11 protein-coding genes and 1 tRNA gene are annotated in these 11,687 nt (G+C 66.8%); 2 read left to right on the top strand and 10 right to left on the bottom strand.

From position 1 onward, the window contains the following. Positions 1 to 2: 2 nt before the first annotated feature. The 7 genes from AC3WRR_RS23750 to AC3WRR_RS23720 all read right to left on the bottom strand — a co-directional run bounded on the left by AC3WRR_RS23750 (position 3) and on the right by AC3WRR_RS23720 (position 6,539). A tRNA-Asp gene (locus AC3WRR_RS23750) sits at positions 3 to 76 on the bottom strand. A 239-nt stretch (positions 77 to 315) separates the two neighbouring features. After that, the gene (locus tag AC3WRR_RS23745; protein WP_439668787.1) at positions 316 to 1,899 is read right to left on the bottom strand and encodes a FadD3 family acyl-CoA ligase; all 1,584 of its coding nucleotides are present in this window, start codon (positions 1,897 to 1,899) and stop codon (positions 316 to 318) included. Beyond that, the gene (locus AC3WRR_RS23740) at positions 1,896 to 3,008 is read right to left on the bottom strand and encodes an alkene reductase (protein WP_439668785.1); all 1,113 of its coding nucleotides are present in this window, start codon (positions 3,006 to 3,008) and stop codon (positions 1,896 to 1,898) included. The genes AC3WRR_RS23745 and AC3WRR_RS23740 overlap by 4 nt, the downstream gene beginning before the upstream one ends. Before the next feature lie 33 nt (positions 3,009 to 3,041). Further along, positions 3,042 to 3,674 (bottom strand): nuclear transport factor 2 family protein, encoded by a 633-nt coding sequence (locus tag AC3WRR_RS23735; RefSeq protein WP_439668783.1) that lies wholly within the window; start codon positions 3,672 to 3,674, stop codon positions 3,042 to 3,044. Positions 3,675 to 3,706: 32 nt separating this feature from the next. Beyond that, positions 3,707 to 4,537, bottom strand: coding sequence for an SDR family NAD(P)-dependent oxidoreductase (locus tag AC3WRR_RS23730; RefSeq protein WP_439668781.1), 831 nt, complete (start codon positions 4,535 to 4,537; stop codon positions 3,707 to 3,709). 71 nt (positions 4,538 to 4,608) lie between these two features. Continuing rightward, positions 4,609 to 5,436, bottom strand: coding sequence for an SDR family NAD(P)-dependent oxidoreductase (locus tag AC3WRR_RS23725; RefSeq protein WP_010810079.1), 828 nt, complete (start codon positions 5,434 to 5,436; stop codon positions 4,609 to 4,611). A gap of 14 nt (positions 5,437 to 5,450) precedes the next feature. Next, entirely contained in the window at positions 5,451 to 6,539 is a 1,089-nt protein-coding gene (locus tag AC3WRR_RS23720) for a 3-ketosteroid-9-alpha-monooxygenase, oxygenase component (RefSeq protein ID WP_439668776.1), read from the bottom strand. A 302-nt stretch (positions 6,540 to 6,841) separates the two neighbouring features. Between AC3WRR_RS23720 and AC3WRR_RS23715 the strand changes: the two genes are divergently transcribed. Continuing rightward, positions 6,842 to 8,011, top strand: a complete 1,170-nt coding sequence (locus AC3WRR_RS23715) for a helix-turn-helix transcriptional regulator (RefSeq protein ID WP_454750824.1) — start codon at positions 6,842 to 6,844, stop codon at positions 8,009 to 8,011. 216 nt (positions 8,012 to 8,227) lie between these two features. Further along, positions 8,228 to 9,025: an SDR family NAD(P)-dependent oxidoreductase gene (locus AC3WRR_RS23710; protein ID WP_439668772.1), complete on the top strand. Its 798-nt coding sequence runs from the start codon at positions 8,228 to 8,230 to the stop codon at positions 9,023 to 9,025. 123 nt (positions 9,026 to 9,148) lie between these two features. On the opposite strand, the gene AC3WRR_RS23705 is transcribed toward AC3WRR_RS23710, so the two are convergent. Genes AC3WRR_RS23705 through AC3WRR_RS23695 form a run of 3 tightly spaced genes read right to left on the bottom strand, consistent with a single transcriptional unit; the run spans position 9,149 to position 11,419 of the window. Next, complete coding sequence (locus tag AC3WRR_RS23705) at positions 9,149 to 10,204, bottom strand: DNA topoisomerase IB (protein WP_052181574.1); 1,056 nt, start codon at positions 10,202 to 10,204, stop codon at positions 9,149 to 9,151. 52 nt (positions 10,205 to 10,256) lie between these two features. After that, complete coding sequence (locus AC3WRR_RS23700) at positions 10,257 to 10,823, bottom strand: CinA family protein (RefSeq protein WP_439668770.1); 567 nt, start codon at positions 10,821 to 10,823, stop codon at positions 10,257 to 10,259. Further along, positions 10,820 to 11,419, bottom strand: coding sequence for a DUF421 domain-containing protein (locus AC3WRR_RS23695; RefSeq protein ID WP_010810085.1), 600 nt, complete (start codon positions 11,417 to 11,419; stop codon positions 10,820 to 10,822). Before AC3WRR_RS23695 ends, AC3WRR_RS23700 begins: the two co-directional genes overlap by 4 nt. Between the last annotated feature and the right edge of the window lie 268 nt (positions 11,420 to 11,687).

The raw sequence follows: 11,687 nt of genomic DNA, 5'->3' as shown, positions 1-11,687 counted from the left end.
GGCGGAGTGGACGGGACTCGAACCCGCGACCCCCGGCGTGACAGGCCGGTATTCTAACCGACTGAACTACCACTCCTGTGTCGGTGCTTGCTGCCGGCAATGCACATGTCCTTGCGATGGAGAGTGGTGGGTGCTGAGGACGCCTTGCAAGGGAATCAAATTTCCTTACAAATCATAAGCCTACAACGCCTGCCAACCTTCCCTTGCCGACCGTGCCCTGCTGCAAGAGGCCGAACTATAGCTTGTGTTCATCATCTGCGCAATACCCGGATGACTCAATCTTGTACCCTCGGCTGCCAATTCCGCCCTGCACGCTCAGGCGCACATGCGCGCCTGGAGCGCCATCAGTTCGTGCTTGACGACCTTGCCCGTGGCATTGGTCGGCAGGGCCGCCATGAAGGCCACGGAACGCGGCACCTTATAGTTTGCCAGGCGGGCTTTGCACCATTCCAGCAATGCCTCCCCGCTCATGCTCTCGCCGTCGCGCAACACCACGAAGGCGCGGCCAACCTCGCCCAGGCGCGCATCGGGTACGCCGACCACCGCGACCTGCGCCACCGCTGGATGCGTGCCAATCAGGTGCTCGATTTCCGCGGGATAGCAGTTGAAGCCGCCGACGATGAACATTTCCTTGAGCCGGCCGGTGATACACAGGTTTCCGGCGGCGTCGAGGCTGCCGATGTCGCCTGTATGCAGCCACCCCGCGTCGTCGATGGCCTCGCGTGTGGCGGCCTCGTCGTCGAAGTACCCACGCATGACGTTGTAGCCGCGGATCCACACTTCGCCTGGCTCACCGGCGGCGACGTCGTTTCCTTCAGCGTCTACGCAGCGAATCTCCACGCCGGCGAGCGCACGCCCGCTCGTGTTGGCGATAGTCTGCAGCGCGTCGCTGAGCCGGCAGACCGTCGCCAGGCCGCAGCACTCGGTCAGTCCGTAAGCAGTGAGCACCACGTCAAAACCGAGCACCTTGCGCATGCGCCGGATCAGCTCTGGCGCGATCGACGCCGCCCCCGTGACCGCCACGCGCAGCGATGACAAGTCGTATGCATCCAGCCGCGGATGGGCAAGCAAGCTCAGGTAGAGCGTGGGCGAGCCCGGCAGGAAGCTGACGCGGTACCGCTCGATGCGAGCGAGCACGGTTTCGGCGTCGAACTGCGCCAGCGGCAGGATGGTGGCGCCGCGAAGCAGGGCCGCGAGCCAGCCGGCCTTGTAGCCGAAGGCATGGAAGAAGGGATTGATGATCAGGTAACGGTCGCCGGCGCGCAAGCCGACGATGTCCGACCAGTCGGAGAAGGCACGCAGATTCTGCCCGTGCGTGGTGATCACGCCCTTGGGCCGCCCCGTGGTGCCGGAGGTGTAAAGCAGGTCGGACGGACTGTCCGGTGTCAGCGCGCCGATGCGCGCGTCAAGCATGGCCTCGGGTGTGTCTTCGGCGCGGGCGAGGAAAGCCTCCCAAGACAAAGCGCCTTCGCGTTCGCCGCGCAGAATGACGCGGTGGCGCAAGGCCGGCAGCGCAAGCCCACGCAGCATCTCGGGATAGTCGACGCCAAGGAATTCGCCGATGCAGATCAGCGCCCGCGCACCGCTACGCCCGAGAATGTCTGCGGCCTCCCCGCCCTTGAGCCGGGTGTTAAGCGGTACCAGCACGCCGCCGGCCATCTGGATGCCGAGCGCAGCGACGATCCACTCGTGCAGGTTAGGCGCCCAGACGGCAACTCGCTCGCCGGGCGCTACGCCCAGCGCCATCAACGCACGCCCTGCGACTCGCGCCGTCTCGTGCAGCGCGCCATAGCGCAAGGACAAGCCGTCTTCCTGGATGGCCACCGCATCCGCGCGCAGCCGCGCCGCGTGTGCCACGGCATTGGGTATGGTCGAAATCGGTGCGAGGCAGTCGCTCACGGTTGCAAGCCTCCCTGGGGAACGATCTGGCCACTCGCGGCAAGCTCCGCGGCGGCCGGGTAGTCGGTGTAGCCACGCGCTCCCGGCGTATACAGCAGCGTGCGGTCGAACGCGGCCAGCGGCGCACCGTGCCGCAGGCGCGCAGGCAGGTCGGGATTGGCGATGAAATGGCGGGCGAACGAGACCGCCTCGCCGACGCCGCCCGCCACTGCACGCACGGCGCTCGCGCCGTCGAAACCGTCATTGACGATGACCGCACCGCCGAAATGCCGACGGGCCAGCGCAAATGCATCGAGCGCAGGATCCGGCGAGCGGCTCACGTGCAGGTAGGCCAGCCCGATCGGCGCCACGGCATCGAGCAGCGCGCTGTACGTGGCGGTGGGATCGTCATCGTGCATGTCGTTATACGGGTTGCCGGGACAGATACGCAGGCCCACGCGCCCGGTCCCGATCGCTTCAGCGATGGCCTCGAGCGTCTCCACGACGAAGCGCAGCCGCGCCATCAGCGAGCCGCCATAGCCGTCGGTGCGCTGATTGGTGCAAGGAAGCAGGAATTGCATCGGCAGGTAGCCGCTGCTGCAATGCAGCTCGACGCCGTCAAATCCGGCGGCCAGCGCATTGACGGCGGCCTGGCGGTACTCCTCGATCACGGCCGTGACTTCATGTGCGGCCAGCGCGCGGGGCACCTCCATCCCGACCAGGCCGTGGCCGTCGGCATAGATGGTGCCGCGCGCGCGGATCGCCGACGGGGCCACCGTCCGGGCGTCTGGCGCCTTGTTATGGCGCGTCGCCACGCGCCCGACGTGCATCAGCTGCAGCACCATCGCCGCGCCCTGGCTGCGCACGGAACCTGACACGTCGCGCCAGGCGTCGATCTGCGCGGTGGTCTCGATGCCCGGCGTGCGGCAGTACCCTTTGCCATGCCGGCTAGGGTAAGTGCCCTCCGCGATAATCAGCCCGGCGCCCGCGCGCTGCGCGTAGTACGCCTGGTGCAGGCCGGTGGGCAGGTCGCCCGCGCCGGCGCGGCTGCGCGTCATCGGCGCCATCACGATGCGATTGGCGAGTGCAATGTCGCCGAGCTGCAGTGGCTCAAACAGGCTTGCGCTCATCTTGATGATCCCTTGATCGGTTTCGGCATGGCGTCAGCGCGTGCGGACCTTGGGAAGTGCCGAACCGCGACGCATCGTCTCGAGAAAGCGATCCAGCGGTACCGGCTCGGCGACGCCGGGCAGCGCCTCATTCGGCTTGGCGTTCCAGAACGCTTTCCACGAGGGCCACAGTGCATGCCAGGAACCCTCGTAGGGCTCACGGCCCGGCCAGCGCATCTTCTTGTCGCCGATAGGCGGCTTGTTCAGGTCGCTCGCATACAGATAACATGGAAGGCGGCGCCGGAAATACCAGCGGCCGTCAATGCGCTCGTAGTCGTCCCAGTAGAGCATTTGCATGATGACCCATTCGGGGCCGGTCTCATGCTCGTTCTTCGAATACACCACGCCGCTCGCATGGTCCGCATCCTGGAACTCGATGATGTGTCCGCCGATATGGTGCGAGGTCACCGTGAACTGGTTGCGCAGGGTCTCGTCTATCCAGCGCCGCAAGTGCTCGCGGCCCACCTGGTCCTTGCCCACCGCCACGTCCTCGGGAAACAGGCTGGTCCAGGCATCGAGGTCGCGCATGTCGAGCGCCAGCGCATACTTGGCCGGCAGCATGCGGATTTCGTTGACCGACTCGAGTCGATCGAGTCGGGCCTGCATCGATTCCATGTCTGCTGTCATTTGCCTCTCCTTGCTCATTCAGTAGGGTGCGCTCAGCTTGCCTGCGGCGCGGCGCGCCGCTCGGCTGACGTCTCCGACACGTAGTCGGTTGCGCCCACGTCGAGCCGGCAGGTCTTGCCGCCATCGACTACCAGGCTCTGCCCGGTGATATACGAAGCCTCGTCCGACGCCAGGAACAGGATGGCGCCAGCCACCTCGTGCGGTTCGCCCACGCGCCCCAGCGGCACCGCGCGTGCGGTACCGCGGGCGACCTCCTCGCTGGCAAGCGCTTCGCGCGTGCCCTCGCTCCAGACCACACCGGGAATCACCACGTTGACGCGCACGTTGCGGGCTGCGCCCTCGAGCGCCACGGCGCGGCTGAAGTTGAGCACGCCCGCCTTGGCCGCGCCATAGGCCGACAGCCCCGGACTGCCAAGCAGGCCCGCCACCGAACCCAGGTTGACGATGGCGCCGCCGCCGGCCGCCTTCATCACGCGCAGCGCCGCGCGCGTGCCGAAGAAGGCGACGTCCAGGCTACCGGTCAGGCATTGCCGCCAGGCTTGCGTGCTGACCTCGTCGAGCACGCCCCAGGTATAGTTGACCGCGTTATTGACCATGACATGCAGACCGCCGAACTGTGCGACGGTCTGGGCCACCGCCCGCTCCACATCCGCCTCGTTGGTGACATCGGCCTGAATCCACGCGGCCTCGCCGCCGCGCGACCGGATCTCCTCGGCCACGGCGCGCAGCGGCGCCTCGCGCCGCCCGCACAGCATCACCCTCGCCCCTTCGGCCGCGAAGCGCGCAGCCGTGGCAGCGCCGATCCCCGTGCCAGCGCCACTGATCAGCGCCACCTTGTCTTGCAAACGTCCCGTTACTCGCATGCTGCTCTCCCTCTTGTCCTTCCATCGAGGCAGGACAACGACCCGAACGCGTCGCCGTCGCGCCTGCGCCGTTAAATCATTGCCATGCCGCCGCTGACTGACAGCGTCTGGCCCGTCATCTGCATGCCGTCTCCGCTCACCAGGAACAGTGCCGCCGCCGCGATCTCTTCCGGCTCGGCCATGCGCCCCAGCGGGATCGCGCGCTCCAGGCTGCGTGCCCATTCCTCGCTGATGGACTGCATCATCGGCGTGCGCGTGGGCCCCGGGCAGATCGCGTTGACGCGGATGCCACGCGGGCCCAGGTCGCGCGCCAGGCAGCGGGTGAGGCCGAGCACGGCCGCCTTTGACGCGCAATAGCTGAGAGGCCCTTCGCCGCTCAGCGCCGAGACGCTGGCGATATTGACAATGGCGCCGCCCACCCCCGCGCGCGTCATCAGCCGCACCGCCTCGCGCGAGCAGTAAAACGTGCCGTTGAGATTTACATCCACCACGCGCTGCCAGCCGGCATCGTTGAGGTCGACGATCATGTCGGTATAGACCGTGGGCGTCTCGCCGGCTGCCAGCTGCCGCCCGCGCTCGGCCGCGCGCACCTGGTAGTGCTCGAAGCCGTCTCCCGGCACCTGGCCGATGCCTGCGTTGTTGACCAGGATGTCGAGCCGCCCCCAGCGCATCGCGACCTCCTCGTGCAGCCGCCCCACCGCCGCACTGTCCGCGACGTCGCAGCCACGCGCCATGCCGTGCGCCTCGCCGCCGATCGTGTCGAGCGTCGCTTGCGCGGCGCCGTCGTCGCGGTCCACCACGACCACCGCCGCACCCTCGGCCGCAAAGCGCTCGGCCATGGCCCGCCCCATGCCGGACCCGGCGCCGGTGACCAGTGCCACTTTTCCTTCCAGTCGCATGACGCTCTCCTTCATCAGATCAGGTGCAGCTTGCTCGCCGCCTCCGGCGGCACGGCATCGAGCGTGCGCCAGGCGCCGTCGCGCCGCTCGAAGACCTTCTTGCGGTCAAGGTCAGCGGGCAGGTCGGCTACATCGGTGTAGAACTGGCGGTACCACTCGCGTAGCTGATAGACCGGACCATCGGCGTCGCTGAGCACGGGCCGGTCGACGCGGATCTTGTTGTGCCAGATCTCCACGTCCTGGAAGAAGGAGGCTTGCGCCTGCTCTACATACGCCTGCGCCATCTCCTGGTTCTGTTCCTCCGACTGCCCCGGCACCTTCTTGACCATGACGCCGTAGCGCAGCTCAAAGCTCTGCGAGTCGATCGGCACGTGGCAATTGAGCAGGATGGTGTCAAGGGGCTTGCCGTCCACCTCCGCCGTCATGCGCGTTACGTGGTAGGCGGGCCCGAAGTACGCGCTGTCCGCAACCAGACCCCGGCCAAGTAACTCGCTCTCCTCGCCGCGGAACATCTGGTAGCCGATGTGGCGGTCGAACGTATTGCAGAAATAGACGGCTGGTGAGCCGTGCACCGGCCCGAAATGGGCGACGTCCGCCAGGTTATCGACAAGCTCCCGGCAATGGGTGCCGATCACCATCTTGCGGATCGTCCACCCGGTCCACTCACCGGTGAAGCACGCGCTGATGCGCGGTACCGCCACCGCGGGCGGCGGCGGCGCGCTCTCGGGATCGTGCCAGATGAACAGCAGGTGGTTCTGCTCGCAGACAGACCACGCACGTGTGCGCGCCTTGGGCGGAATGCGGCTGGCGCACGGCACATGCTCGCACGCGCCGTCGCCATTCCAGTGCCAGCCATGAAAGCGGCACACGATGGCGTTGCCCTTCACTTCGCCGAGAGCCAGGTCCGCGCCCATGTGCGGGCACCACGCATCGAGGATGCGGATGCCCCCGTCCTCGCCGGTGAACGCGACCAGGCGCGTACCGAAGATGTCGAGCCGATGTGGCTTGCCGTCCTTGTAGTCCGAAGCTTGCCCAAGGCAATGCCAACCGCGGGCGTAGCGGGTGGGCTGCGGGGCTGTCTGCAGGAACTGCTGCGCTTCCATGTCTCCTCCGTGGTGACTGTTTGCTCATGGCCTTATTCTTCTGGCCGGGCCACTTCACGGGCATGGTCCTGACGGACTAGATTCAACCGTTTCTGGAGCGACATGGAGCGTCCGTGCGCGAATCTAGTCTGTTGGGACTATTTCCCTCCGCACGACAGGCGTCCCCCGCACGGCACCCGGGGAAAACACCCACTACCAGCGCATGGAGAAGCAGATACTATCTCCAGCCGATCGCCGGTCGCCGACGGCCGGGCTGGCGCAATGCCCCGGCCGCATTGCGCCGCAGATTTGAGAGAGCACCGATGACAAGCCTTCAATGGATCGACGCACAGCTACCTGGCCGGCCCGCACTCGGCATTGACGAGATCAGCGATCTGATCGGGCTGGTGTACGACGGCCCACTGCTTGATATCCCATGGCAGTCGCTGCTGGATGCGCTGCGACACCTGCTGGCCGCCAACTACGTGACCCTGGTGCTACGCCCGCCGTCCAGTACGTCGCCGGGGCTGATGATCACTTCCAGCGCGGTGGATACCACCGTCGGAACGGGCGCCTACGCACAGCACTTCTATGCCATCGACCCTTTCGTCAACCTGCCCAACGCACAAGTCCTGACCGTGCATGAATTGATTGGCGAGGCCAGGTGGTTAGAGAGCGAGATCTATCGATTCTTCAACAAGCCCTACGACGTGCTTGAAATCATGGGCGTAGACATCCGCGCCGAGCATGGTGTGGAGTGCCGCTTGCGAATCTGCCGCCCACATGGCAGCGACCGCTTCTCCGAGGCCGACAAGGCGCTGTGCCGGCGCATCGTGCCGCACCTGGAGCGCGCGGTACGTATCCACGCCAACCTCAACACGACCGAGTCGGAGCGGCGCTTCTACGCCGGCACGGTAGACAGGTTGCTGATCGGCTCGGTGATCCTGGACGACACCGGCCAGGTCCTTACCACAAATGGCATGGCCGACGCCTTGCTGGCGGAAAAGGATGGTCTGGTGATTTGCAACGGCCAGTTGATGGCCGACTCGGCGCAGGAAAACCGCAAGCTGCAGGCCCTGGTCCGCCAGGCCATCGCCTTGCGAGACTCGGAGCAGCCCGGCATCCCGCTCGGGCTGTCGGTGCCGCGCAAGAGCGACCGCGCCCGGCTGGGACTGCTGGTGCGTTCCATCGCCTCGCAGAAGTGGTCCGAGCGTCCGCGCCAGCCCGCGGTGGCGGTCTTTATCCGCGACCCCGATCAAAAGGCACTGGGGTCGGCCGAACTACTGCGCAATATGTTCGATTTCACCCGGACGGAGGCGTCGCTCGTACTGTTGCTGACCCAGGGCCTGTCACTGGACGAAGCGGCGCAGGAACTCGACATCCGCCGCAATACCGCGCGCGCGCATTTGCGTGCCGTGTTCTCCAAGACTGGGGTGACCCGCCAGGCGGCGCTGGTACAAACCGTCCTGCACAGCATCATTCCGCTCGATTGAGGTGAATACGACGTGCCGACGCCACTCAGCGAGCTGACGGCACGATGAGCAGACGCATCGCCCCGGCCGCAGGGTGCCATGGCGGAAAATCGTCTCGGGCGCGGTTGTTTTGGTCCATTTGGACTATGTCGCATCCTGCGTGACAGGAAACAATGCGCATATCAGCCGCGTCTACCGCGGCTGCGCCAACAACATGACATCCGGGAGAGACATCCAGTGACGATCCAACACCCTGCCACCGGCGATTTTCGCGTGGCCCTCAACACGCCGGCCAGTGCGGTCGTGGTTACCGGTGGCGCGTCCGGCATTGGCGAGGCTTGCGCGGCGGCCTTGGCCGCGGTAAACCGGCCGGTCGCCATCTGGGATATCCAGGAGGACAAGGCGCGTGCCGTCGCCGCGGCGCTCGCCGAACGTTATGACGTGCCCACCTTCGGGCTCGGCATCGACCTGCGCGCCCCCGCCGGCCTGGAAGACGCGCTGGTCCGCACCCGCGCCGCCCTGCCGGTGCTGGGCGGCATGGTGCATGCTGCCGGCGTGGTGGACCAGAGCGGGATCGACGGCCTTACACAGGCGCGCTGGGACGCGGTGCTTGATGTCAACCTGCGCGCCATGGCCCTGCTGGTGCAAGCCATGCTGCCTGACCTGCGCGCGCAACCTGGCGCGGCAGTCGTCGGCATCGCGTCGATCAATGCCACGCTGGGCAACGCCCTGATTCCGGCTTACTCCGCCTCCAAGGGCGGCCTGCTCTCGCTGGTGCGCTCGCTCGCGGACAGCCTGGGCCGCGACGGCATCCGCATCAACGCCGTCTCTCCCGGACAGATCCACACACCGATGCTTCAACCTGCCATCGATGCCCTGCCCGAAGGCACCTTCGAACGACGCATCCAGCTGGGCCGCCTCGGCACCCCCGCGGAGATCGGGCGAGTGGTCCGTTTCCTTCTGTCGGACGAGGCCAGCTACGTCACCGGCACCGAGCTCATCGTCGACGGCGGCAACATTCCTTCGCAGCGCTGAATCGGAGCGCCCTGCCCTGTGGCTGCTGGGCCGTTCTCATACTGGGTCGCCATCCTCCGGCCGGACGTCCAGCCCTGGTTCTTCCGTCTGCCTTTCGACGCTCGAGGCTCACCGCGGGACGCCCTATGCAGTCCTGGCCCGTTCTGCAAGCAGCTTCAGCAGCCGTGCTTCGTCGGCACGCAGGCGGCTGACGATGGCGACGCGCGCGCAGTCCTGCAATCCGTCGTCGATGAAGGCCTCGATCACCGCCGGATGGACATAGCACTTGCGGCACACCGCCACGGTGTTGCGCAGGCGCTGGGCCACTGACTTGATGACCCCGGCCACGCACTTCCTGCGCGCTGCTTCGCCGTCCGCGCCGGCCGCGCGCAGCAGCGCGAGCGCATGCACGCTGCCCGCCCAGGTGCGGAAGTCCTTGGCAGTGAAGTCGCCGCCGGTCGCCTGTTGCAGGTAGGCGTTGACGTCGGCGGATCCGACCTCGCGGATCTCGCCGTCGCTGTCGCGATACTTGAACAGGCACTGGCCTGGCAGGTCGGCACAATTGCGCACGATGCGGGCCAGGCGCGGATCGTTGACCGATACGTCGTGGGTGATGCCGCTCTTGCCAGTGAACTGGAAACGCAGCCGGCTGCCGCGCACGGTGACATGGCGGCGGCGCAGCGTGGTGAGGCCGTAGGTGCGGTTCTGCCTCGCATATTGCGGACTACCCACGCGCACAAGCGTGGCGTCGAGCAGTTGCACCACCGCCGCGACCACTTTTTCGCGCGGCATGCCGTTGCGGCGCAGGTCGCGCGCGACGCGCGCCCGCAAGCGGGGCAGTACGCTGCCGAAGGCCGGCAACCGCGCGTATTTGTCCGAATCGCGCTGCGCGCTCCACTCAGGGTGGTAGACATACTGCTTGCGGCCGCGCGCATCGCGCCCGGTCGCCTGCAGGTGGCCCGCAGGGTTCGCACAGATCCACACTTCCTCGTAGGCAGGAGGAATCGCCAGCGCAGCAATGCGTGCCAGCGTGGCGGCATCGTCCACGCGCTTGCCGTTGGCGTCGATGTAGGCAAAGCCGCCGCCCTGACGGCGGCGCCCGATGCCCGGCATACTGTCATCGACATAACGCAACCCGGCCTCGCGCAATACCGTACGCAACGCTTTGTCGGCACCATTAGTCGGGAGGGCACTATCCAAGGCTGGGTCTCTTTCCGGGGCTGCCAGCGCGCCGTCCGGGTCTTCAGGCGCTTCATGCGCGCGGGCCACAGTGGCCTTGCCCGCGCTGCGCCTGTTCGTGGTAATGGCAAATGCGAGCCAGCGCCCAGTCGGCAGCGGCTTCGCGTACGGCGTTACGCGTCCCCGGAAAGCGCCGCGTTTCCGTGAACGCGGCAATACCCCCGGTGCTCCGCAGCACATCACGCGCCGCATGGCCGTGGCGGCGGAACACCCAGGCAAAGCACTGCGTACCCGCCGGGATATCACCATCGCCGCCATCATCGGCGACGCCGGTGTTGGCGATCGCGAGGTCGGCGCCGGTCATCCCCATGGCGCCCAGCGCCATCGCCAGCGAGACCGCCTCGCTGGTCAGTCCGTGTTGCCTGATGGTCTCAGGCGGCACGTGCAGCAACTGTTCCTTGGCCGAGGGCGAATACGCCACGATGGCGCAGTGCAAGACATCTCCGCAACCCGGCACCTCGGCGATGCGCGAGGCGATCAGCCCCGCGGTACAGGACTCCGCCGTGACCACATGCAAATGGTGGCGCAGCAAATAGCGCGCAATGCTGCCGTTGTCGCTGCCGTTTTCCCCAAGCGTCATCGCTGCGCCTCCGACGCCTGCACAGACACTCCGTTGCTGCGCGAGACAGCATGCGTGGCCGGTGCTGCGGGTACGCGGCCGTCGCCGCCGCGGCCCTTCACGAACGTCACCTTGCCGTCGCGCTCCAGCACCACCCGGGTAAGGTCGTCGAAGCTGTCGGTCTGAAGTGTCGCACGCAGGTTGGCCTTGAGGTCTTCCTCGGTCAGCATTGCGTGGCTCACGCGCTCCCGGTCCAGTTCCCCCTCGCGCAGCAGGTCCAGCGCGTGGCCGCCAGTGGCGCGGTCGAATGCCGGAGAACGGCTCGACAGCCAGCCCACCACCCGGTGCAGAAGCACCAATGCCAGCCCGGCGGAAAACGCCACCGCGAACGAAGTGGCCCCGACCACGGCGCGCGACAGCACCGCGCCCAGCAGCAACATGATGCACAGGTCGAACGATGTCTTTTGCGCGAAGGCCCGCCTGCCGGCCAACCGCAGCATCGCCCAGGTGCCGACGAAGATGATGGCGGCACGCACGGCGCCTTGCCACCACGCCAGGTCGTCACCTTCGCCCACGAGCTTGCGCATCGCATCGACGATCACTTCCACGCTGTCCATGTCGGCGTCCGCAGTCGATTTTCTGACTGGTTCCGCAAGTTCCGCGCCAGGCTCACGACACTGGGCCGTGCTGCCGTGCACGTCCCATATGCGCTCATTCGCGCGGGAATGCGGGGAAATCGTACGTGCAGTGCCGGGCCAGGCCTGAAAAAACTGCGCAGAGCGCGCGCAACATCGGGAGCGAATAGCGCTTATCTGTGGGACGCCGGAAAACACCGGCCGGGAGCGCCATGCCGAGCAACGGCGGAACAGCAATTTAGCGCGCGGC

The organism is Cupriavidus sp. FW305-3-2-15-C-LB2, assembly GCF_058787575.1.
This window is presented reverse-complemented; position numbering and strand designations above follow the sequence as displayed.

Excerpts from the sequence above, each read along its gene's own strand:
- AC3WRR_RS23720 (WP_439668776.1), bottom strand. The coding sequence starts at position 6,539 with ATGGAAGCGCAGCAGTTCCTGCAGACAGCCCCGCAGCCCACCCGCTAC.
- AC3WRR_RS23735 (WP_439668783.1), bottom strand. The coding sequence starts at position 3,674 with ATGACAGCAGACATGGAATCGATGCAGGCCCGACTCGATCGACTCGAG.
- AC3WRR_RS23695 (WP_010810085.1), bottom strand. The coding sequence starts at position 11,419 with ATGGACAGCGTGGAAGTGATCGTCGATGCGATGCGCAAGCTCGTGGGC.
- AC3WRR_RS23715 (WP_454750824.1), top strand. The coding sequence starts at position 6,842 with ATGACAAGCCTTCAATGGATCGACGCACAGCTACCTGGCCGGCCCGCA.
- AC3WRR_RS23725 (WP_010810079.1), bottom strand. The coding sequence starts at position 5,436 with ATGCGACTGGAAGGAAAAGTGGCACTGGTCACCGGCGCCGGGTCCGGC.
- AC3WRR_RS23730 (WP_439668781.1), bottom strand. The coding sequence starts at position 4,537 with ATGCGAGTAACGGGACGTTTGCAAGACAAGGTGGCGCTGATCAGTGGC.
- AC3WRR_RS23740 (WP_439668785.1), bottom strand. The coding sequence starts at position 3,008 with ATGAGCGCAAGCCTGTTTGAGCCACTGCAGCTCGGCGACATTGCACTC.
- AC3WRR_RS23700 (WP_439668770.1), bottom strand. The coding sequence starts at position 10,823 with ATGACGCTTGGGGAAAACGGCAGCGACAACGGCAGCATTGCGCGCTAT.